At 45.0% G+C, this 20902-nt stretch carries 25 protein-coding genes; 18 read left to right on the top strand and 7 right to left on the bottom strand.

The genetic code is table 11. From position 1 onward, the window contains the following. Positions 1 to 321 precede the first annotated feature (321 nt). From N4J56_RS04760 to mltG, 4 genes are all read left to right on the top strand, one after another. The gene (locus tag N4J56_RS04760) at positions 322 to 1596 is read left to right on the top strand and encodes a GNAT family N-acetyltransferase (RefSeq protein ID WP_317105403.1); all 1275 of its coding nucleotides are present in this window, start codon (positions 322 to 324) and stop codon (positions 1594 to 1596) included. 4 nt (positions 1597 to 1600) lie between these two features. Beyond that, a complete protein-coding gene (gene ruvX, locus N4J56_RS04765; RefSeq protein ID WP_410500421.1) occupies positions 1601 to 2083 on the top strand; it encodes a Holliday junction resolvase RuvX in 483 nt (160 codons plus the stop codon). A gap of 184 nt (positions 2084 to 2267) precedes the next feature. Then, the gene (locus tag N4J56_RS04770; protein WP_039715744.1) at positions 2268 to 2846 is read left to right on the top strand and encodes a DUF3727 domain-containing protein; all 579 of its coding nucleotides are present in this window, start codon (positions 2268 to 2270) and stop codon (positions 2844 to 2846) included. Positions 2847 to 2898: 52 nt separating this feature from the next. Beyond that, on the top strand, positions 2899 to 3957 hold the full coding sequence (gene mltG / locus N4J56_RS04775; RefSeq protein ID WP_317105405.1) for an endolytic transglycosylase MltG: 1059 nt from the start codon (positions 2899 to 2901) through the stop codon (positions 3955 to 3957). An 11-nt stretch (positions 3958 to 3968) separates the two neighbouring features. Here mltG and N4J56_RS04780 read toward each other — a convergent pair whose 3' ends face one another. Then, complete coding sequence (locus N4J56_RS04780; protein ID WP_317105406.1) at positions 3969 to 4139, bottom strand: hypothetical protein; 171 nt, start codon at positions 4137 to 4139, stop codon at positions 3969 to 3971. A gap of 286 nt (positions 4140 to 4425) precedes the next feature. Between N4J56_RS04780 and N4J56_RS04785 the strand changes: the two genes are divergently transcribed. The 9 genes from N4J56_RS04785 to N4J56_RS04825 all read left to right on the top strand — a co-directional run bounded on the left by N4J56_RS04785 (position 4426) and on the right by N4J56_RS04825 (position 12317). After that, entirely contained in the window at positions 4426 to 5250 is an 825-nt protein-coding gene (locus N4J56_RS04785) for a photosystem II manganese-stabilizing polypeptide (RefSeq protein ID WP_317105407.1), read from the top strand. A 576-nt stretch (positions 5251 to 5826) separates the two neighbouring features. Beyond that, the gene (locus N4J56_RS04790; protein WP_317105408.1) at positions 5827 to 6609 is read left to right on the top strand and encodes an RNA polymerase sigma factor SigF; all 783 of its coding nucleotides are present in this window, start codon (positions 5827 to 5829) and stop codon (positions 6607 to 6609) included. A gap of 6 nt (positions 6610 to 6615) precedes the next feature. Continuing rightward, entirely contained in the window at positions 6616 to 6795 is a 180-nt protein-coding gene (locus N4J56_RS04795; protein ID WP_317105409.1) for a hypothetical protein, read from the top strand. A gap of 88 nt (positions 6796 to 6883) precedes the next feature. Then, a complete protein-coding gene (locus N4J56_RS04800; protein WP_317105410.1) occupies positions 6884 to 8212 on the top strand; it encodes a hypothetical protein in 1329 nt (442 codons plus the stop codon). A gap of 29 nt (positions 8213 to 8241) precedes the next feature. Next, entirely contained in the window at positions 8242 to 8544 is a 303-nt protein-coding gene (locus N4J56_RS04805) for an acyltransferase (RefSeq protein ID WP_317105411.1), read from the top strand. A 99-nt stretch (positions 8545 to 8643) separates the two neighbouring features. After that, positions 8644 to 9930, top strand: coding sequence for a histidine--tRNA ligase (gene hisS / locus N4J56_RS04810; RefSeq protein ID WP_317105412.1), 1287 nt, complete (start codon positions 8644 to 8646; stop codon positions 9928 to 9930). 262 nt (positions 9931 to 10192) lie between these two features. Beyond that, positions 10193 to 10384, top strand: a complete 192-nt coding sequence (locus tag N4J56_RS04815; RefSeq protein ID WP_317105413.1) for a hypothetical protein — start codon at positions 10193 to 10195, stop codon at positions 10382 to 10384. 119 nt (positions 10385 to 10503) lie between these two features. Beyond that, positions 10504 to 10782: a hypothetical protein gene (locus tag N4J56_RS04820; RefSeq protein WP_317105414.1), complete on the top strand. Its 279-nt coding sequence runs from the start codon at positions 10504 to 10506 to the stop codon at positions 10780 to 10782. Between the two features lie 542 nt (positions 10783 to 11324). Continuing rightward, on the top strand, positions 11325 to 12317 hold the full coding sequence (locus tag N4J56_RS04825) for a hypothetical protein (protein WP_317105415.1): 993 nt from the start codon (positions 11325 to 11327) through the stop codon (positions 12315 to 12317). A 101-nt stretch (positions 12318 to 12418) separates the two neighbouring features. Here the strand turns inward: N4J56_RS04825 and proB are convergent, their stop codons facing one another. The 3 genes from proB to N4J56_RS04840 all read right to left on the bottom strand — a co-directional run bounded on the left by proB (position 12419) and on the right by N4J56_RS04840 (position 15170). Beyond that, a complete protein-coding gene (gene proB / locus N4J56_RS04830; RefSeq protein ID WP_317110574.1) occupies positions 12419 to 13534 on the bottom strand; it encodes a glutamate 5-kinase in 1116 nt (371 codons plus the stop codon). 289 nt (positions 13535 to 13823) lie between these two features. Then, positions 13824 to 14366 carry a YqeG family HAD IIIA-type phosphatase gene (locus N4J56_RS04835; RefSeq protein WP_317105416.1) on the bottom strand — a complete coding sequence of 181 codons (543 nt, stop codon included), beginning with the start codon at positions 14364 to 14366 and terminating at the stop codon, positions 13824 to 13826. Positions 14367 to 14531: 165 nt separating this feature from the next. After that, positions 14532 to 15170 carry a phosphoribosylanthranilate isomerase gene (locus N4J56_RS04840; RefSeq protein ID WP_317105417.1) on the bottom strand — a complete coding sequence of 213 codons (639 nt, stop codon included), beginning with the start codon at positions 15168 to 15170 and terminating at the stop codon, positions 14532 to 14534. 124 nt (positions 15171 to 15294) lie between these two features. Between N4J56_RS04840 and psaK (N4J56_RS04845) the strand changes: the two genes are divergently transcribed. Beyond that, on the top strand, positions 15295 to 15573 hold the full coding sequence (gene psaK / locus N4J56_RS04845) for a photosystem I reaction center subunit PsaK (protein WP_317105418.1): 279 nt from the start codon (positions 15295 to 15297) through the stop codon (positions 15571 to 15573). Between the two features lie 168 nt (positions 15574 to 15741). After that, positions 15742 to 16074, top strand: coding sequence for a photosystem I reaction center subunit PsaK (psaK, locus tag N4J56_RS04850; protein WP_317105419.1), 333 nt, complete (start codon positions 15742 to 15744; stop codon positions 16072 to 16074). 1 nt (position 16075) lies between these two features. On the opposite strand, the gene N4J56_RS04855 is transcribed toward psaK (N4J56_RS04850), so the two are convergent. Then, on the bottom strand, positions 16076 to 16333 hold the full coding sequence (locus N4J56_RS04855) for a hypothetical protein (protein ID WP_317105420.1): 258 nt from the start codon (positions 16331 to 16333) through the stop codon (positions 16076 to 16078). 133 nt (positions 16334 to 16466) lie between these two features. Between N4J56_RS04855 and N4J56_RS04860 the strand changes: the two genes are divergently transcribed. Together N4J56_RS04860 and N4J56_RS04865 are read left to right on the top strand one after the other, a co-directional pair. After that, complete coding sequence (locus N4J56_RS04860; RefSeq protein ID WP_317105421.1) at positions 16467 to 17663, top strand: site-2 protease family protein; 1197 nt, start codon at positions 16467 to 16469, stop codon at positions 17661 to 17663. A gap of 27 nt (positions 17664 to 17690) precedes the next feature. Then, positions 17691 to 18137 (top strand): hypothetical protein, encoded by a 447-nt coding sequence (locus N4J56_RS04865; RefSeq protein WP_317105422.1) that lies wholly within the window; start codon positions 17691 to 17693, stop codon positions 18135 to 18137. A 1-nt stretch (position 18138) separates the two neighbouring features. On the opposite strand, the gene N4J56_RS04870 is transcribed toward N4J56_RS04865, so the two are convergent. Then, on the bottom strand, positions 18139 to 18861 hold the full coding sequence (locus N4J56_RS04870; protein ID WP_317105423.1) for a peptidase E: 723 nt from the start codon (positions 18859 to 18861) through the stop codon (positions 18139 to 18141). Between the two features lie 46 nt (positions 18862 to 18907). Beyond that, complete coding sequence (locus N4J56_RS04875; RefSeq protein ID WP_317105424.1) at positions 18908 to 19663, bottom strand: 2-C-methyl-D-erythritol 4-phosphate cytidylyltransferase; 756 nt, start codon at positions 19661 to 19663, stop codon at positions 18908 to 18910. Positions 19664 to 19885: 222 nt separating this feature from the next. On the opposite strand from N4J56_RS04875, the gene N4J56_RS04880 reads away from it, so the two are divergent. Beyond that, the gene (locus N4J56_RS04880; protein WP_317105425.1) at positions 19886 to 20848 is read left to right on the top strand and encodes a glycosyltransferase family 9 protein; all 963 of its coding nucleotides are present in this window, start codon (positions 19886 to 19888) and stop codon (positions 20846 to 20848) included. Positions 20849 to 20902 lie beyond the last annotated feature (54 nt).

A 20902-nucleotide genomic window follows, 5' to 3' on the forward strand; every position in this document is an offset into this window, starting at 1 on the left:
TAAATCAGAGAATTTCTCGCGCAAATCACAGCTCTAAAATCTGCAATTCATCAACACATAAAGTTAACAATCGGTAATTGAGATACTCAACCGAGCATTTCAATTACCGATTGTAGTTTGACACTGAAGACACTTCAAACCCAATATTTGGATAAGAACGGTGCTTGAACAATAGTGAAATTTTTGAGATATTCGGTGAGTCCATGCTGAACTAAAGCGCAAATTTCCTGCTATGCTCGACGGCGATCGCCAGAAAACCGTTAAGATAATGGCAGCACTTTCATTTTCATTACTCAAAGCTACCTAGTAGCACACCCAACCATGCCTTCAGTGCTTCCCCAAGACTCTAACGTTGTCATTCGTCCCTTCCAATACCGAGATTTGGAAGCAATAGAGCGGCTTTACCAAGAGTCGGTTGAAACGGATAATCCAGATGCTGTCGCCGAGCTGCAAAAGCAATTGCACTGGCTGCACAGTTGGTATTGGTTGCTGAAGTTCTTTCGCCTGTTTCCTAACCCCCTTCAATACCGATTCTGCCTTCATGTCGCGGAGCAACATCGCCAAGTTCAAGGCACGATCCAAGTCTGTCCTTTCAACCGCACTCGCAGTACGTGGAGAGTAGAGCGAGTCGCCGTTACTCCCCAAGTCCGCGCTCAAGGAATAGGCTCTCAACTGCTACGCCACTGTTTCGAGTCAATTCGAGAAGCTAGAACATGGCTGTTAGAAGTCAATGTCAATGATAAGGAAGCACTAGCACTCTATCGCCAAAACGGATTTCAAACTCTGGCGCAACTCACCTACTGGGAGATTGCTCCCGCTTTGTTGCAAGAATTGGCGTTAGGGGAACCAGATTTACCTAACTTATTACCAATCGGTAATGCCGATGCCCAACTGCTCTATCAACTCGATACAGCCTCCATGCCTCCTTTAGTGAGGCAAGTCTTCGATCGCAACGCCGACGACTTCAAAACGAGTTTGTTCGGTGGGTTGATCGAAGGCGTTAAACAATGGTTAAGCAAAACGGAAGTTGTCAGCGGTTATGTATTTGAACCGCAGCGCAAAGCTGCGATCGGCTATTTTCAAGTTCGTTTGTGCCGTCGCGGTCACCAGCCACACGAAGCAACGCTGACCGTTCATCCCGCCTATACTTGGCTTTATCCCGAACTGCTAACTCAACTTGCCCGCATCGCTCAAGATTTTCCTCCCCAAGCCTTGCGTCTGGCTTCAGCAGATTACCAACCAGAACGAGAAGAGTATTTACAACAAATTGGTGCAGACCGCATCGAACACACGCTGATGATGTCTCGTTCCGTCTGGCACAAGCTACGGGAATCAAAACTCGTTTCTTTGGAAGGGATGCAATGGCACGAAGTGCTGCAAGGACTGCAACCAGCCCGTAAACCCGTCCCTGGAGGGATGTCATGGGCAGGACAAGGCAAGCCAGCACCAGAAACCATCCAGCCTAGCAAGCCACCATCAAGGACGGGACAGCAAAATTTACCCACAGAACAAATTAAATACGCCAGCCAGCGGGCTGACGAGATCGTCCAACCAACTGAATCCACTTCACCCAAAACAGAACGAGAGAGTGACTGAACAGATGCGATCGCCGTCCACTGGTGTGGTTAAAACGCCTAAAGCGTTTGTTTCCGCTTTGGGTCTAGATATCGGTCGCAAGCGGATTGGAGTAGCTGGTTGCGACGGTACGGGTCTGATTGCGACAGGTCTGATGACGATCGAGCGTAAATCTTTTGCTGAGGACTTAGCCCAATTACAGTCCCTCGTCCAATTGCGCCGCGCGCAAACAATAGTAGCTGGACTACCGTACTCTATGAACGGTAGTTTGGGTTTTCAAGCTCGACAAGTCCAAAAAGTGGCGAAAAGAATCGCCAAAGCGCTCGACCTCCCCTTAGTATTTGTAGACGAGCGACTGACATCTTTTCAAGCAGAACAATTCATGTACGCCGAAAATATCTCCCCCTCGCGACACAAAGCTCTGATTGATCGCAAAGCAGCTGCCATAATTCTGCAACAATGGTTAGATACAAGAAGCAGGGAGCAAGAAGCAGGGAGCAGGGAGTAGGGACACAAGGGAGACAAGGAAGCAGAGGGAGCAGTGACCAGTGACCAGTTAACAATCCACTGCACCCCACACCCCACACCCACATCAACAAGCACCACTTTTTTACCAACAATTACCAACTGATGACTCTTCCCATGTCCTCAGCTTTAAGCTAATCTAAAGTTTTCCGTCAGCTATTATGGCTATGTTTTCATCGGCATTTGAAGAAAATAACGAATATTCCAATTCGAGTTCCGTCACGCTCAAAGACGAAGCAGGGCGAAGCTTAGAATGTTATGTAGAGCGATCGCTGTTGGTCGAAGACAAAGAATATCTCTTACTCCTACCCGCAGATGCAGCAGTAGAAATTTTTGCTTGGCAAAGTCATGATAGCGACGAGGAAGAAGCAGTTCCCGTAGAAGATGACGAAACCATCAATAGTATTTTTCCTACTGCTGAAGCCGTTCTCGCCGAGCAAAATCTAGTTCTCAAGCGGACAGCTTACGCTTTAACGGTAGCAGGGGAATTACCTCCAGTGGAAGAATCAGAATTGTTTACGCTGGAAATTGAAGATGATACCAGCGATATAGAACCAGAGCAACTGCAACTGCTAGCTAGTTTCTACCACGAAGACCAAGAGTACTCGGTTTACACGCCCCTCGATCCCTTGTTATTCTTTGCGCGGTTGAATAGCTCCGGCAATCCAGAGCTTCTGTCTCCAGAAGAGTTTCAAAAGCTACAACCGCTACTAGCAGAGCAGCTGATTGATGAAATGGAAGAATAGCGTAAACTACTGCCTTTAGATAGTAGTTGTCGATACCTATGAGCATTTAGTCGTGCAAAAACTATTTAAGTGGCGCATAATTTGGGCTTTAATCCCCTTAACTATAGGAATAGGCGCTTGGTCGAGCTGGAATTGGTGGCAGCGCTCCAGCGCCCCGTCTCAACCTTTAGAGACAGCAAATGCTACGCAAGTGCAGTTTCGCGTTCCTTCAGGCACGCCTAGCCAGCAAATCGGCAAGCAGCTAGAGGCAGAAGGACTAATTCGCTCTAGTCAAGCATGGAATTTATGGGCAAGGTGGCTGCACTGGCGAAATCCCAATGGGGGATTTCAAGCAGGGACATATCAAATCTCTCCCAGTCAGTCTTTAGAAGAAGTGGCAAATAAGATCTGGCACGGTCAGGTAGTGCAGCAGAGCTTCACGATTCCTGAAGGCTGGTCTTTGCGGCAAATGGCGGCTTACTTTGAACAACAGGGATATTTCCCTGCTAGCGAGTTTCTCAATGCTGCCAGTCAAATTAAGCGCGATCGCTTTTCCTGGCTACCTGCTGATATTCCCCATCTTGAAGGTTATTTATACCCCGACACATACAAGATTGGTAGTGGTTCCGTTACGCCAACTCAGGTGGTGAACCAAATGCTGCAACGCTTCGAGCAAGTCGCCCTACCTTTATACGAACAAGGTAAAGATCGAACTAATTTCGACCTGAAGCAATGGGTGACATTAGCTAGTATTGTCGAAAAAGAAGCCGTCATCCCCGAAGAGCGATCGCGAATTGCAGGCGTATTTGTTAAGCGATTGCAAAAAGGTTATACACTAGGCTCCGATCCTACAGTAGAGTATGCCCTCAACCTGCGCCAAACAGCAGACCAGCCCCTTACTTACGCCCAAGTTAATACCCCTTCGCCCTACAATACCTATCGCAATCCAGGGCTACCACCTACACCCATCGCTAGCCCTGGCATAGCCAGTCTTAAAGCTGCACTCGATCCCGAATCAACTCCCTATCTCTACTTTGTTGCCCGTTACGACGGCTCGCATGTTTTCAGTCGCACCCTAGCGGAACACAACGCCGCTCAAGCCGCCATCCGCAAGCAACGGCAAAAAGGCTAGACAGTTATCAGTTAACAGTTATCAGCGAAGTAGTGCGTGGTGTGGGGTGTGGGGTGTGGGGTGTAGGGAAATTCTGGATTTTGGATTTCTCCTCTGCTTCCTCTGCTCCCCTGCTTCCTTGTCTCCCTTGTCTCCCTTGTCTCCCCCCTCTCCCCTGCTTCCTTGTCTCCCTCACCCCTCATTCCTCACTCCTCACCCCCTACATAAAGGTCACATCCCCGTGTAAAATTCTGTAATGGGAGCGAGGTTGAATCATCATTCAATGAGCTAAACCCCAAGAGTGAAAAAGTGTTTGAAATGAGTGGGGATATCACCTGACGAAAAACGCATTATAAGCAATTGTTCGCATTTGTTGCCCGCACAAACAAATGTACTCTTGGTAATGAAAGCTAATATTCGCCCGATTGTCACTTGTCTTCACTAGCATTTTTATTGGTTAGATACAGACTTAAAAATTGAGGTTGATCGATGAAGTATCGCGCGCTAATTGTTGCCTTCCTAGCTTTGTGTCTAGGATTTCTTACTGCCTGTAGCAACCCCTCAGAAGTAGCAAGCAGAGAACTACTCACATACGAGCAAATTAGAGGCACTGGTCTAGCTAATAAGTGTCCTCAACTGTCGGAAACATCTCGCGGATCGATCGCGATCGATCCGGATCAATCGTACAGAATGGTAGAGCTGTGCTTAGAGCCAACATCATTCTTTATCAAAGAAGAACCAGTTAATAAGCGTCAAGAAGCAGAATATATTGCTGGAAAACTGTTGACTCGCTACACTTCGACCATCGACCAGGTACAGGGCGATCTTAAAGTCAATCCTGACAAAAGCTTGACTTTCGTTGAAAAAGATGGTCTTGATTTCCAAGCGATTACCGTACAATTACCAGGTGGTGAAAGAGTACCTTTCTTATTCACAATCAAAGACTTGGTTGCACAAACTCAGCCTGGATTGACCAGTATTAACACTTCCACTGACTTTGAAGGTAAATTTAACGTCCCCTCTTACCGTACTGCTAACTTCCTCGACCCTAAAGGACGAGGCGTAACCACAGGGTATGACAATGCTGTAGCTCTACCTGCATCGGCAGACAAGCAAAAATATGCCAATGTCAAGAGTGCTGGAATTGAAAACGGGTCAATTTCTCTCCAAGTTGCCAAAGTTGACAACAACACAGGAGAGGTAGCTGGTACTTTCGAGAGCGTCCAACCTTCCGATACGGATATGGGCGCGAAGGAAGCTTTAGATGTAAAGGTTCGCGGTTTATTCTACGCTCGGATCGAACCACAAGCATAAATTGTTAGCCAAGCGTAAATTGTTAGCCAATTGAATCGGATGCAAGACCTGTAGGGGCGTACAGCTATTGTGCGCCCCTACAAGCGTATTGTATCGAGCGAGAAGGGCTATGAAAAGCACAAGCAGGTACGTTATCAGTTACTGAACTTATCGGTAACTTACAAGTGTCGATAAAAACTGCATGTTAAAAACTGGTTAAAAACTGTATAGGGGCATTCAGCCCCTTTTTTTGCATATATTGCTAGCGACTTTATGTAGTTTTTTTTAGGAGGTTATCAGTAGAGCAAAAGTTACGTTAAACAAAGATCAGTAGAATTTCGGTAGCTGCGATTATGCAAAAGTTAATACCCTGGATTGTTGTCAACCCCTTATTCGTAATCTATCTAGCGACCTAAAATTAAGCTTTTTTTCGACCGCACAAACAATTTTTCCCTTAATCTCCATTTATGAGTCATTCCAGTTTTTTCTAGCCTTTTCTACAACTTTGCTCCCTTGAGTATTTGTGGCAAAATGCGATGCCGAGCCATAAAACTTGCAGCAGTAACTTCCGTAATATCGCTTAACAATAAATAAATTATGGTTCTTACTTATACTTTAATGAGTCCCGAACTTAAACGCGAGAGCGCTCAACTGCTACGAGAGTATCAACAGTCTCGCTCCGCAGCGATCCGCAATCAACTGGTGACACTGAATCTAGGATTGGTGAGAAAAGAAGCCCACTTTTGGAGCAATCAATGCACGGAAAGTTATGAAGACTTACTGCAAGTCGGTTGTATGGGATTAATTAGGGCAATTGAAAGATTTGACTTATCTAAAGGTCATGCCTTCAGCTCATTTGCCATTCCCTACATTCGGGGTGAAATTCAACATTATCTGCGCGATAAAGGGGTATTAGTGCGGATGCCAAGACGCTGGCTTGCGCTTCAGCAACAGGCAATGACATTTTCTCAAGAGTGGCGCACGCAACACAATCGCCAGCCCACGGATGCTGAAATCGCCGCCGAGCTGGAAATTCCTATTACGGAATGGCAAGAGATTAAACTAGCATGGACAAATCGCTCCCCCTTAAGCTTGGATACTCCGGTGCAGGATGAAGAAGGAGCGATGTCTCTTGGTGAAATGGTTCCCGATCAACAATATCGTAGCTTTCAACTAGCTCAGGAAGACCAACTGCGCCTACAACAAGCTTTAGTAGAGTTAGAGCAGCGCACTCACGAAGTCTTAAAATTTGTTTTTTTCTATGACTTAACTCAAAAAGAAGTGGCAGAACGGTTAGGTATCAGTGTTGTCACTGTTTCCCGTTGTGTTAAAAAAGGACTTGCTACCTTGAAAAGATCGATGGCAGGCAACGATGAATAATTAGTCTTGGTAATAAGCTGGTACGTACTGACAGCAAATTGTCTCGCGATCGCCGAGAATGATTCTGAAAAATTTTTAGTAAAATTAAAAACCTGGCTCGAATTTGCTGCCATTAAGATTGAGGTGAAACTAACTAAGTCGCGATCGCTCGTACTATTCAAACTCGTAATTACTCGTACCATCTAGAGTTGGATCTGCGGCGACAAGCAATAAGGACGTGTTTAGTGTCATTCAACACACTCTCTAAATCATAAATAAAGGGTAAGGAAGGGGTATGCATCGACTTTCAACGACCGCTGTAGCAGGAATGCTAGCTTTGACAATAGCCGGGTGTGGTTCGGGAGGTGAGGAAACTAGTAGTACCAACGTCCAACCAACGGCTGCCACTCAAACCTCTGATTCTAGCTCAGCACCGTCTCAGACACAGAGTCAGCCTATCATCGTGGCACAAAAACCAGATAACGCCCAAAAACTAGAGAAAAAACCAGACCAATCGCCGCAGCCAGATCCAAAAGCTAGCCAAAAAACGCCGCCAATAGCTACACCAACAGCTGGATTGATTCAGCCAACCAACTCAGACCGGCGCACTCAACAAGTCCAAAAAGGTCGTCCAGACCCGTTTGCCGAACTGTACGATTCACAGCCAAAAGTAGTAGCAGCACCAAAACCCCCGAAACCGCCATCAATTCCTGCTACACCAGTCCTAAAGCCAGCTCCATTACCTCCCCCGATGCCAGTCGCACCACCACCAGATTTAGCTAGGGGTACGACCGTTTTAGGTGTCATTGAAGTCGGCAATCAGTTTCAAGCAATCGTTCAAGTGCCCAATGAGGCAACCAGCCGTTATGTCAGCGAAGGGCAACGGCTAGCTGACGGACAAGTCACCGTGAAAAGAATTGAAATGTACCCAGGCTCCGAGCCAGTGGTAGTTTTAGAACAATTCGGTCAAGAGGTGTCGAGAGTAGTCGGACAGGAACCAGCTCAAGCAAATACTGGCACAACTCCAGGCTCACCTGGGAAAACCTCGTCTTCTATTTCCGTACCATCACTACCATCTAGCGGTGCTATTCCTAGTGCAGGCGGACAGAATGCATTACCTCCATCTCCGCCAGTGATGGATAACTCTACACCAAATCAGCCGTTACCAGAAACTCCATCTCCAGAAGAACTGAAAAATCGGTTGAGAACCTCTCCGTTACCAACTGACGACCCAAACGCGCAATCGTCGAGCGAGTCAGTGCCAGCAGTACAAACAAAAACCTTTTTGCCAACCGTTCAACCTTCAACAGCATTTCCAGAAGAAGCACAGCCGACAGAGCCAAAGACTGGGGTAAATAGCGAGAAAGCATCCCCACAGCCGGACAATACCCCAAATATCCCAGCAGCAAAACCTGCTAATGATTCGCTGCCAGGGGTAGAAGGTGACAATATTAGTCAATTGCAATCTTCTACCAAACTGCCATCAGCCCAACAATCCAAGCAGCGTTTAGTAGCTATATTGACTCGATCGCAAACTAATAGCGCCACAACAGCGGTACAATCAAACAGCAAGGCGAGAATGTATCGCCAAGAATTGATTAACCGATTGCTGAAAAGCAAATAGCGGCATGTCTCTCATAGCTCAATGTCAAGATGCAAACACAGCAGGATGGTAAGTTAAGATATGAAATCTGTTTTCCTGGCTTGCCTTTAGCAGTCTATAGGGAAGTTGCTGCCCATCTACGTCAAGTGGAAGGGGTAGAAACAGATTTGTATCCGGCAACAAACCAACAGTTTGATTACAATCAAAGTCAAGTGGGCGGATTGTGGATTCAGTACGCTCCCACGGCTAGCTCGGCAAGTCGAGAATTAGTAGACCGGATTTTGGCTTACTATCAACAGCTTTTCAAGCAGGGAGCAGAGAGCAGGGAGCAGGGAGTAGTGAAGAATGGTTAGTGGATAGCGCTCGGTGAAATACTTCCGATTTGCGACTTCTAACTTCTGACTTCTATCTTCATCCCTTACCCCTTACCCCTTACCCCTTACCCCTTAATTATGGGCGAAATTCAGGCACTACGCGGGACGCGAGACATTCTGCCCGATGAGGTTGTCTTTTGGCAACGGGTAGAAGCAACGGCACGAGATATTTTAAGCAAAGCCGCCTACCGAGAAATTCGCACGCCGATTTTCGAGCAAACGACGTTGTTTGAACGGGGAATTGGTGAAGCTACGGATGTGGTGGGCAAAGAAATGTATACTTTTGTGGATCGGGGCGATCGCTCGATTACCCTGCGTCCAGAAGGTACGGCTGGAGTTGTCCGCGCTTTAATCGAACATGGACTATACGCTCAAGGCGGCGTGCAGCGTTTGTGGTATACGGGTCCGATGTTTCGCTACGAGCGCCCTCAAGCTGGAAGACAGCGGCAATTTCACCAATTAGGCGTAGAGGTTATCGGTAGTGCCGATCCGAGAGCAGATGCAGAAGTTATTGCGATCGCTACAGAGATTTTACAAAATCTAGGGCTGAAAAACCTGCATCTCGATCTTAATTCAGTGGGGAATAAAGCAGATCGGCAAAATTATCGTCAAGCACTGGTAGACTATTTCACGCCCTATAAAGGCGAATTAGATCTAGATTCCCAAGATCGCTTGACCCGCAACCCCTTACGAATTCTAGATAGTAAAGACGCTCGCACTAAAGAGATCGCTCAAAACGCTCCTAGTATCTTAGATTACCTCGGCTCTGAGTCGCAGCAACACTTCGAGCGGGTACAGCAATTACTGAGCGATTTAGGCATTAAATACCAACTCAATCCCAGGTTAGTCAGAGGATTAGACTACTACACCCACACAGCTTTTGAAGTGATTTCCGATGACTTAGGCGCGCAAGCAACAGTGTGTGGTGGCGGGCGTTACGATGGTTTAGTCGCTGAGTTAGGTGGTCCCGATACACCTGCGGTAGGATGGGCAATTGGTCTAGAACGACTGATTATTTTATTACAACAACTCCAAACGCCCCCAGTTTCGGAATTAGATTTCTACGTAATTTCACGGGGCGATCGCGCTGAGGCGCAAGCACTGATATTAGCACAGAAATTACGCCAAGCAGGGTTTAGCGTCGAATTAGACCTCAGCGGGAGTGCCTTTAAAAAACAATTCGCCCGTGCTGATAAAAGCGACACGGTGGCTTGTCTAATTTTGGGCGATGAGGAGGCAGCAAACGAAACTGTCAAACTCAAATGGATGGCTACTAAAGAGCAAACTGCGATCGCCCAAACTGAGCTAATGGCGACAACAGATACACTACGAGCAGAAATTCAATTTTTTAGAACCGAACGCTAACCGCCAACAGAACAACTGATGCAGCTCTCTACCAATCGCCAAACGCCTACTATGGCGCAGAGGTTGGGCAAGATTCTGTTGTATATCTTTATACTTATTTTACTTAAATTTTAAATAACTTTTACATAATCTTACGTTAAATTAAACTTAACCTTTTAAAATATTTAATCATGCGGCTTTCATAACTAAATTATGAAACCTCATTGCGTAACAACTAGTATTTCTCTATCAAAAGAAGAAAAAATAAGCTGGAGAATTTGACGTGATAAAACGCAGTCCAGTGTGGGAAGATTTGCCGCAAACCCTATTATTTGAACTAACACCACAGCACGCATTAAAATTTTTGTTAGGAGCGATCTGTATACTTGCTATTGCTAGCTTGAGCGTACAATTTGGACTTTATTATCTACCAGAATATCCTTCAAAAACTATTTTGTCAGGTTTATTTTTGTGAGATCATGAGTCTAATATTCCGACAATGTATTCTGTTTTAACCTTACTGTTTTGCTCTCTTATCTTAGGATTTATTGCTAATGCCAAGAGAGCCATTCGAGAGCATATATTAATTATTGGATGACTTTATCAGTAATATTTCTATTTTTAGCTATTGACGAGTTTGCCAGCTTACATGAAAAATTAATTGAGCCGATACACTCAAAATTAAATACAAGTGGTTTTTACTTTGCCTGGGTTATTCCTGGCGCTGCTTTTACCTTCGTTTGCTTACTTATTTTTACACGGTTTCTCGGTCATCTTCCTACCCAAACTCGCCGCTTATTTCTCTTAGCTGGTAGCTTATACGTTGGCGGTACGTTAGGAATGGAGATGATTGGAGGTACTATTCTAGTCTAATTACCGATCGGAACAATATTATTTATGCTGTTATTGTTACAATCGAAGAAAGCTTAGAAATGTTAGGCGTAGCAGTATTTATTTACTCGTTACTCCACTATATAAGTTACTACATGAAAGGGACAGGCTTACGTATAAATATTGTGACATCTGAGAAAAACGTCGCAGTGCTTAGTTGTTTGCTACACCAAGGCATCGAATAATTTACTTGAAAACGATTATCTAGCTCAACTTAGCGAATTATAAAGTTGGGCTTTCTTCATGCTGTATTGTTGTCTAATTACGATTAAAACAGTTTATTTGTACTACTTACGGGTCTGGCGGCGATCGCATTCAAGTCTTAAAACTAATAATGAATTATTTCTTGCCTTTTCTAGGTATAGTTTCTTAAAAACTATAAATTTGTCGTTCATTGACTTTACTTTTGGTTAATCATCTTTTAACTATAAATTAATTAAAAATAGATTTTTAATAAATGATGACATTAGGCAGAGCTAGCAGTCTTTTGCCTTAGACATTGACCTGGACGTGGGGAAGAATCAATGACTAGAGATTTAGAGCTAAAACCATCGTTGGCAAAGCCTTTGGGACAGTATTTAGTTGAAGCTGGAATTATCACCGCAGCTCAATTAGAAACTGCGCTGGAAGAGCAACACCAGAAAGAAAAATGTATAGGAGAAATTTTATCAGCCCGAGGTTGGGTAAAACAGGAAACTATTGAATATGTGATGAAAAAAATTGTATTACCAGAGCGCGAGATAGGCGAGCAGAAATTCCTGGACGAAACGTTATTCCAACCGAACAATCGATTTACTACTAGTCCGAATATCTATCTTTCCCCTCAAAAGATCGTTCGATTTCTGCTCGTTTCGGTATTGAGCGTAATTTTTGTCTGTGTTTTAGTTCAAGTTAGTACTTACCTTGTACCTGGCTATCCATTACAGGATACTTTAGTCTCTCTATTTAATATAGATGGCGAACAAACCATCCCTGCATTCTTTTCGTGGTCGCTCTTGCTATTTTGTGCTTTTCTGTTAGGGGCGATCGCATATAGTAAAAAAATCGATCGAGAACCCTACGCTACTCACTGGACAGCACTAGCAATTATTTTTTTCTATTTGTATATAGATGAGGCAATTGGAATTCACGAAAGAATCGGTTGGATTGTTAGGGATAAATTCAATCCGAGCGGTTTTTTCTATTTTGCCTGGACAATACCTGGTAGCATTCTTACGATTATCTGCTTTCTAGCATTTCTGCGATTCATGAATTCTCTTCCTCCTAAGATCAAGTATCTATTTTTGTTATCTGGAGGCATTTACGTTGGAGGAGCCTTATTGGTAGAAATGTTCAACGGATACTATAAGTCCTTGTATGGCGATCGCCCAATGTATTACGCTCTGACTACTGTAGAAGAAGGCATGGAAATGCTAGGAATCGTCACTTTTATCTATGGACTAATGACATATATTAGTTCGTCTATGAAAGGCATACATCTTTTAGTTAGTATTCCTGCCAAGAAAGTCAAAAGTTAAAAGTCAAAACAAGAGTTTTTGAGTTGAGTTCGTGTTTTGGCATGGAGCAAATTCGTTTTAGGTAGAAAACAAATTCCTTGTGCCTTTTTCAATTCCTCAGATTAAATCAAAACTAGATTATCGCGGTGAATTACGTTTGCCGCACCAGCATAGCCTAAAATTGTGGCAATTTCTTTTGAGTGTCGTCCGCGAATGTTTTGCAGTTCGCTGCTGCTATAGTTGACAATGCCTCTCGCAACTTCTTTGCCAAAGCGATCGCAAATTTGAACTGTATCTTGACTGTCAAATTCGCCTTCGATGGTAGTAATACCAGCCGCTAGTAAAGATTTTCCTTGCTGGCAAATCGCCTTGACCGCACCATCATCTAAGTAAAGCTTGCCCGTAGGAATCAAACCATAAGCAATCCAGCGTTTACGAGCGTTACTCGGTTGGAGTTGGGGCGCGAACTGAGTTCCTAAAGGCTCTCCCTGGATAATTTTTTCAATATTATGTGGGAACCGCCCTTCAGTAATGACTGTACGGACACCTGCCGCAGTAGCAATCCGCGCTGCGGCAATCTTTGTTACCATGCCACCCGTTCCCCATTGGGAACCGGGAGAACCTACTTGTACCTGCAATTGGGCTAGTTGTTCCATGTGCGTTACCAACGCAATTGGCTGAGCATCGGGAAACGATCGCGGATCGGCAGAATAGAGACGGTCTACATCTGTCAGTAAAAATAGCCAATCTGCCTCAACCAAACTGGCAACTAAGGCAGAGAGAGTATCGTTGTCGCCAAATTTTAGTTCTTGAACTGCTACCGTGTCATTCTCATTCACAATTGGAATCACGCCAATTTCTAACAAGGCTTGAAACGTGTTGTATGCATTGACATAGCGACTACGTTCTCCAACATCGCTACGGGTCAGCAGCACTTGAGCGATAGGCTGTTGCAGAGTTGTAAAAAAATCGTCGTATACGCGCATCAACCGTCCCTGTCCGACAGCCGCTACTGCCTGTTTCATTGCCATCGTGCGGGGACGCTCTCTCAGCCCCAAACGAGCGCAACCGACCCCTACAGCTCCAGAAGAAACTAAAATCACCCGATGCCCCTGACGACGGAGATGAGATAGAGTTTCTACTAAAGTCGCGATCGTGGAAAGAGCTAGTAAACCTGTCTGCGATTGCGTCAGACTAGAAGTGCCAATTTTGACAACAATTGTTTGAGTTTGCAACATCTTTAAGGGACTTAGGGGAGAAGAGAGCGATCGGGAGCAAGACAAGTCGCAAGTCAAAATTAACTGGTCACTGGTCACTGGTCACTGTTCCCTGCTCCCTAACAACTAAACAATCATAAAGCACCAGTCCTTCTAAAGAAGAAGGCTGGCGCTTCATGGGATTATGACTGATGATTTATGGCTGGGGTCTTTATAGGCGCGACCCCTTATTAACTCTTAGTATAATCTCAGACATTTTGCTCAGCTCTTTTCTATTTAATTATTTCTTAATGTTTGGTTTTTTAACGAGTTACTGACTTTTGTTAATTTTTGTTTGCTTGGGGATGAGGGAGGCTCCAAGAGCTTGAGAAACTAGAACTTCCAAGCTACGGATGGGATAAGCACGGACGGCTTCACCGGGATCGACATACGGTTCGACCAAAATGGTGAACATACCTAAGCGATTGCCAGCGATGACATCAGTAAAAAGGCGATCACCTACCATTGCTACCTGTTCCGCTGGCAAATTCATTGCCTCTACCGCTAGCCTTAGCTTTCGTCGAGAGGGTTTGACAGCGCCGAGAATGTAGGGCAGATCCAAAGATCTTGCTATACCACCAATGCGAGTATCGCTGAGGTTATTACTAACTAACCATAGCTTGACAAATTGTCTTGTTTGTGCAACCCACGTTTGTAGAGCAGCTGACGCTGTTGTCGCTTTGATTGGTACTAAGGTTTCATCCACATCTAACACTAAGCCTTTGAGGTGGTATTGCTGAATCATTTCTGGTGTCAGATTCAGCACAGATCCTTCTAGGATTAAATCGGGTTGTAGTAGTTCGTTCCAAGACATGAAGATGAGCTAGGGGTAGGAAAGGGTTAGGGGTGAAAGACGTTAATTGTCAGTAGCTAATTGTCAACTGGAGAACCGAACTATCAACGATCGACTATTAACACTCCCATCATTTTCTCATCAGCTATTAACTAATAACAGCTGAGGGCAAAATCTAAATGGTAGTCAATTAGCGCTCGCTAAGCGCAGTTGCTCGAACAGTCGGGCAACCTTATCTAAATCTTTATCTCCTGGGGAACGTTCTACTCCACTGGATAAGTCGATCCCATGAGGACGAAGTTGAGTTAAAGCAGCCAGAATATTATCTGGTGTGAGTCCGGCAGAGAGAAACCAAGGACAACTGGGTTGAAATTGTTGTAAGGCATTCCAATCTAGCGTTTTTCCCGTACCACCTAACTGTTGAGGATGGTAAGCATCGAGTAGGAGAGCATCTACATACGTGATGTAATTGGCTGCTTGCTCTAGTGCTTCTGTATTTTTGACTCTTAATGCTTTGACAATCTCTACATCGGGCAGCAAAGATCTTAACTGATGGCAAAAGGCGGGTGATTCGTCTCCGTGTAACTGTACCCCTGTCAATTTGGTGGCTGCAACGATTTGGCTAATATCTTTTAGGGTGGTGTTGGCAAAAACACCGATCCGGTCTACCGTAGCTGGTAGCTGCGCGATCGCGGCTCGAATTTGAGTGGGGTTGACATAGCGAGGCGTGTTGGGAACGCAGATAAACCCTAGAGCAGTTGCGCCAAGAGAGGCGATCGCTTTTCCCTGTTCCGGTTTCGTAATGCCGCAAATTTTGATTCGCATACAAGCCAAATTTGTTTAGAAAAATAAAGCTAATGTTAACTATTAAAACAAATACTATCTCCTGGCAAAGCAATTTTGATAATCCTAAAATTGCGCTCCATAGTTCGATGTAGGAGAAAAAACCTTGATTAATACAATTTTACTAGCTGCAACACAACCAACAGTTCCCAACACTATCAGCTGGAGTCCGCAAGTAGCACTGATTATCAGTGCTAGCTCCTTACTAATCCTGCTAATCGCTAGCCGCAGTATCAAATATCCTCAAGTCGGCGCTAAGTTACCCGTAAACTTACCAGTATTGGGCAGTCCCAGCATTGGTACATTTGTTGCATCAATGGCATTTGGTCACGTCGTCGGAGCAGGAATCGTCCTCGGACTGTCTAACCTCGGTTGGCTGAGCTAAATTTTTGTAGGAATTCGGGAATCGGGAGTTGAGTGAGTGGCTAGTGGCTGGAATTGCTCCCCCCGCTTCCCCTAGCTCAAGAGCAGCTCTTTTCCCTTCTACTCGCTGCTCCCTGACAACCGACATTAACCCCTAAGATAGATAACATTTCTTCGCAAAGTCACTTTGATGGAGTGTAGCCAAGAGCTGTTGATTTTAGGAGTTAAAGCTTTGTTGGAATCACTCTTACTAACACTAGCCGAAGTCCAACCAACTGTTCCCGATACACTCAAGTGGAGTTGGACGGGATCGGCGGTGATTATAGGTACTTGTTTGATTTGTCTGTTTATTATTCCTCGCACGATCCGCTATCCCCATGTGGGAACTAAGTTTCCCTTGGGACCATTTGCCGGAATTTTTAATAATCCCAGTATTGGTTCCTTCCTTGCTGCTATGAGTGCAGGGCATTTGATTGCGATTCCGGCAGTGCTAGGGTTGAATAATTTGGGTATTCTCAAGTAACTCAACTGATACGGTTATCCGTAACGAGAAGCAGTATAACCGTATTCAATGAGATACGGCACGCAGGTTCTGTAGGAGTGCAAAACTCTGCGTTCCTACTGGCTTGTGGCTGAATAGAACTGCCATAGTGAGAATAAAGTTTGTGATGTCGTCTGCACAAAGGCGCAAAATAAACCTTTACGGCTTGTAGTTTTGTATAGCGATCGCTGTTTGCTTGTACGGTTAGCGCGAATTCAATTAAACCTAGTGCGATCGCCAAATCTTTTATCCTAGAAAATATAGGGGCTAGTAAGATTTGTAATTGTTTAGATGCATCGCAATCCGGTAATCGAATCTTATTTAAGCCATAACCTAGAGTTCAAATGGATAGAAATTTGGTTTAGGAAAATCCCATGCAAACAGGTTGGCGAATTGGAGCTTTATGGGGCATTCCACTGTTTTTAGACCCCCTATGGTTTGTTATTTTAACTTTTGTTGCCCTCAATTTTGGGTTGAGTTATTCACCTTGGGGAAATATCTTAGCTGGAAGTGCGGGTTTAACGATCGCACTGCTGTTATTTGGTTCGGTCTTGCTGCATGAACTCGGTCATAGTTTGGTGGCGCGATCGCAAGGGATTAAGGTTAATTCTATTACTCTGTTCCTTTTTGGCGGAATTGCTTCGATTGAAGAAGAATCGAAAACTCCAGGCGAAGCATTACAAGTGGCGATCGCCGGACCTTTAGTGAGTATTGGTTTGTTTGGTATTCTTACTCTTGTCAGCTTGGTTTTGCCTGCATCGAGTTTGGCTAATGTCATGGTGACAGACTTAGCCAGAGTGAATTTAATTTTGGCACTGTTTAATTTAATTCCTGGCTTACCTTTAGATGGAGGACAGGTATTAAAAGCAGCAGTATGGAAAGTCACGGGCAACCGTTTTCAAGCCGTGCGTTGGGCGGCGAGAACCGGACAATTCTTGGGTTGGTCGGCGATCGCGACTGGTGCGGCAATAGAATTCTTTACCGGTGAATTGGTCAGCGGTCTGTGGTTGGTGCTGCTGGGATGGTTTGGTATTCGCCATGCTAGTGCATACGAGCGCATCACGAAATTACAAGAAGCCTTGCTGCAACTGCAGGCTACCGATGCTATGTCCCGCGATTTTCGCGTCGTAGATGCCGATATGACCTTGCGCGCTTTTGCCGACCTTTATCTGCTCGAAACATCCGCACCACAAACCTATTTTGCTGCATCCGATGGGCGTTATCGGGGGATGGTATCGATTGACGATTTGCGCCTTGTCGAACGCAGTCAGTGGGAAACGCAAACTCTGCACAGCATCGTTCATCCCCTCACTGAAATCCCCCATGTTGAGGAATCGACATCTTTAGTCGAAGTCATCAACCAGATGGAAAGCCAGCAACTACCCCGTCTAACCGTACTTTCTCCAGCTGGAGCTATAGCAGGAACGATAGACCGAGGCGATATTATCAAAGCGATCGCACCTAAACTTAACCTACGGATTTCCGAAGTGGAAATCAAGCGGATTAAGGAAGAAGGTAGCTATCCATCGGGGTTGCAATTGGGGTTAGTCGCAAAATCTACTAAAGTGTAGCGATCGCGTATTCTCAGAGAGGTGAATATGGCAGCAACCGCTACTAGTGACAGAATGGGCAAAGTTACAACTACAATTACCGTCACTAATCGGAGCGATCAAATCTTAGCTGAAAGAGGATTTATTCCCCTCGAACAAGTCCGTTCGGTAACGTTAAAAGATGTTTTGGTCGATACGGGCGCAACTAGACTCTGCCTACCAGCAAATATTATCAACGATTTGGGTTTAGTGCTTCAGGGAGAAGTAGACGTAAAAATTGCCACGGGAGTGCAAAAACTGCGTATTTTTAGAGAAATTAACCTCACTGTTGAAGGCAGAGAAGGTACGTACAATTGTAGGGAATTACCCTCTGGTGCAGATCCTCTATTAGGTTTGTTGCCTTTAGAAGACTTGGGCTTAGAACCAGATTTACAAAATCAAAGATTGCGAGTTTTACCTGTTGAGGGAAAGGATACATATTTAACAGTTTTGTAAGTCAGGTATCCTTGCCTAAATAGATTGGTTCTAAAACTGTTTCTGTAACTGTTCCATCTAATTTTGCTAATTGATACGCCTTTGCGAAAGGGCGAGAACTAACAATATTTTCTAGTTTGTTATCAACAAAGTGTAAGCCAACACCATCATCAGCAGCATATCCAGGGTTAATTAATCCTTGAGATAATAACCGATGGTAAGCTGGTCTTCTTTCCGGTTCGCCGTCATAATGAGGACAGTTGCTACCTTTGAGTAAGCCAAGACATTGTAAAACAGTCAATTGCCCAGGCATAGAATCAGTTACTCCCTGTTCAAACCAACAAATAGAACCCGCACTTAAACCAGTAAGGATAACGCCATTTTCCCAAGCTGCTTGAAGAATTTTATCTAGTCCCCACTCTCGCCAAAGGGCAATTAAGCTTTTCGTGTTTCCGCCGCCTACATAAATAATATCTTGGTCGAGAATAAAAGATTTGAGATCGGCTGTATGTGGAAGGAATAAAGATAGATGAGAAGGCTGACAGGGCAAATTAATGTAAGTGGAATAGAACCGCACGATATATTTATCAGAATCACCGCTAGCAGTTGGAAGAAAACAAACTTTTGGTTTTTCCTTCTTTGATAGTCCCAGAATATATCTATCCAGCAGAAGAGTTTCAGGTTCCATAGAAAATCCGCCGCCACCCATAGCAAAGATTTGTCTAGAGACTGAATTAAGAGCCATGTTTCAATTATCAGTTCATTCCAACTTACGATTTACGACTTACGACTTACGACTTATTTCCAAGTCTTTGCTGTAATATAAACTCTGCGATCGCCACATCCATTGGTGTAGTCAATTTTAAATTTGTCTCTTCGCCCTCAACAATTTGTACGGGTAAGCCACACTTTTCAAACAAAGCTGCATCGTCCGTAACTTCCCAGCCTTGCTCCAGACCTTTTGCGTGACACTGCTTCAATAATTGCACGTCAAAAGCCTGTGGAGTTTGCGCCGCCCAAAGCTGGCTGCGGTCTGGTGTATCTTGAATGAATCCAGCATCATCCACGACTTTAATCGTGTCTTTCACGGGGATTGCGGCAATTAAGCCTTGGATTGGGGAGTCGGGAGTGGGAGAGTGGGAGTCGGGGAATTTTGAACTTTGAATTTTGAATTTTGAATTTTGAATTGCCACCGCACAACGATCGAATAATTCTGGTGTAGCGAGACATCTCGCGCCGTCATGAATGAGAACTTGTTTAGCATCCACTGGCAAAGCCTGTAAGCCATTGTAAACAGACTCTTGGCGGGTAGTCCCCCCTTGAATGAATTCCACGGGTTTAGTTAAGCATAAACCCTCCAGAATCTCCTTCAAATCTATCCAATCGGCAGGTTGGGAAATAATGCCGATCCAACTAATTTCACGAGATGCTTCGGCTGCGCGTAGCGTCCAAGCAATTAGAGGTTGCGATCGCAGCGTCAACAGCAGCTTATTGCGATCGCTACCCATTCTTCGTCCCATTCCGGCGGCTGGAATTAATAAATACACGGTTTTCTAGAGGGGGGAGACAAGGGAGAGGGGGGAGACAAGGAAGCAGAGGAGAAATCCAAAATTCAGAATTTCCCTACACCCCACGCCCACACCCTACACCCCATTCTTCACTGATAACTGACAACTGATAACTGATAACTGAAAAAATGTACATTTTTATCGTTTCGCATAAGTATATGTTCCCCTAAAATAAGAGCGAGTAAGCGTAGAACAGTAAATATGCGAATAGTAGCCCTAGTCCCTGGCGGGATTGGCGACCAAATTCTATTCTTTCCCACCCTGGACGATCTGAAGCGAAATTATCCCGACGCTGAAATCGATGTGGTGGCAGAGCCTCGCTCTTTGGGAGCGTACCGAATCTGTAAGTCCGTGTCCAACGTGCTAAAGTTCGACTTCAAAGACCGTAACAGTTTGACAGAATGGGTCGATCTCATCGGTAATATCCGCGATCGCGAATACGATATCGCAATTTGTGCCGGACAGCGCCCTTTTGTAGGTATGGCGCTCTGGTTGAGTGGCGTTGCAGTGCGAGTCAGCTATCAGGGGGGAGGAAATCTGTTTCTGACGAACTCCGTCCCCCTAAAAACCGAGCAGTACGTCGCGGCAATGTATCACGATCTGCTCAAAGGATTAGGAATTTCCACCCCCTGTCCCGATTTAACGATTAACGTCCCTAAATCAGACCTAGAATGGGCAGACAAAGAGCAGCAACGACTGGGAATCAAAGATAGCGGTTACATATTAATTCACGGCGGCTCTAGCCAACTTGCGGCTGCGAAAACCAGCATCCAAACCTACCACGCCCAAAGTTGGCGGCAAGTGATTCAAAATTTGCAACAGCGTCAGCCAGATCTACCAATTGCAATCCTAGTGCAAACAGCAGAGGACGAGCAGTTGGTGCGATCGCTACAGGAAGCATTTCCCGATCTGAAGGTGACAAATCCCCCAGATATTGGCAAAACAGCAGCGATTGTTGCTGCTGCCAATTTATTGCTATGTACTGACAGTGCGCCCATGCATCTAGCAGTAGCAGTGCAAACCTATACGATTGCGTTGTTTGGAGCTACAGATCCCAAGAAGTTAATCCCACCGAGCGATCGCTTTATCGCCATCAAATCTCCTACAGGCAAACTCTCAGACATCGCACCGCAAACTGTTTTAGAACGGGTTTGGAGTGGTTGAGCTGAGGAAAGAGAGAGTCGCGGAGCTGGGGGAGCAATTCGCAATTCATTAGCC

It is taken from the genome of Chroococcidiopsis sp. SAG 2025, assembly GCF_032860985.1.
GTDB lineage: Bacteria > Cyanobacteriota > Cyanobacteriia > Cyanobacteriales > Chroococcidiopsidaceae > Chroococcidiopsis.

Bases quoted from the DNA above. Each gene is read 5' to 3' on its own strand.
- N4J56_RS04880 (WP_317105425.1), top strand. From the start codon at position 19,886: ATGCGAATAGTAGCCCTAGTCCCTGGCGGGATTGGCGACCAAATTCTA.
- N4J56_RS04825 (WP_317105415.1), top strand. From the start codon at position 11,325: ATGACTAGAGATTTAGAGCTAAAACCATCGTTGGCAAAGCCTTTGGGA.
- N4J56_RS04760 (WP_317105403.1), top strand. From the start codon at position 322: ATGCCTTCAGTGCTTCCCCAAGACTCTAACGTTGTCATTCGTCCCTTC.
- psaK (WP_317105419.1), top strand. From the start codon at position 15,742: ATGGAGTGTAGCCAAGAGCTGTTGATTTTAGGAGTTAAAGCTTTGTTG.
- proB (WP_317110574.1), bottom strand. From the start codon at position 13,534: ATGTTGCAAACTCAAACAATTGTTGTCAAAATTGGCACTTCTAGTCTG.
- hisS (WP_317105412.1), top strand. From the start codon at position 8,644: ATGGGCGAAATTCAGGCACTACGCGGGACGCGAGACATTCTGCCCGAT.
- ruvX (WP_410500421.1), top strand. From the start codon at position 1,601: ATGCGATCGCCGTCCACTGGTGTGGTTAAAACGCCTAAAGCGTTTGTT.
- N4J56_RS04785 (WP_317105407.1), top strand. From the start codon at position 4,426: ATGAAGTATCGCGCGCTAATTGTTGCCTTCCTAGCTTTGTGTCTAGGA.
- N4J56_RS04805 (WP_317105411.1), top strand. From the start codon at position 8,242: ATGCAAACACAGCAGGATGGTAAGTTAAGATATGAAATCTGTTTTCCT.
- N4J56_RS04800 (WP_317105410.1), top strand. From the start codon at position 6,884: ATGCATCGACTTTCAACGACCGCTGTAGCAGGAATGCTAGCTTTGACA.
- N4J56_RS04770 (WP_039715744.1), top strand. From the start codon at position 2,268: ATGTTTTCATCGGCATTTGAAGAAAATAACGAATATTCCAATTCGAGT.
- N4J56_RS04780 (WP_317105406.1), bottom strand. From the start codon at position 4,139: ATGAGGGGTGAGGGAGACAAGGAAGCAGGGGAGAGGGGGGAGACAAGG.
- N4J56_RS04820 (WP_317105414.1), top strand. From the start codon at position 10,504: ATGACTTTATCAGTAATATTTCTATTTTTAGCTATTGACGAGTTTGCC.
- N4J56_RS04840 (WP_317105417.1), bottom strand. From the start codon at position 15,170: ATGCGAATCAAAATTTGCGGCATTACGAAACCGGAACAGGGAAAAGCG.
- N4J56_RS04860 (WP_317105421.1), top strand. From the start codon at position 16,467: ATGCAAACAGGTTGGCGAATTGGAGCTTTATGGGGCATTCCACTGTTT.
- N4J56_RS04790 (WP_317105408.1), top strand. From the start codon at position 5,827: ATGGTTCTTACTTATACTTTAATGAGTCCCGAACTTAAACGCGAGAGC.
- N4J56_RS04865 (WP_317105422.1), top strand. From the start codon at position 17,691: ATGGCAGCAACCGCTACTAGTGACAGAATGGGCAAAGTTACAACTACA.
- N4J56_RS04870 (WP_317105423.1), bottom strand. From the start codon at position 18,861: ATGGCTCTTAATTCAGTCTCTAGACAAATCTTTGCTATGGGTGGCGGC.
- N4J56_RS04835 (WP_317105416.1), bottom strand. From the start codon at position 14,366: ATGTCTTGGAACGAACTACTACAACCCGATTTAATCCTAGAAGGATCT.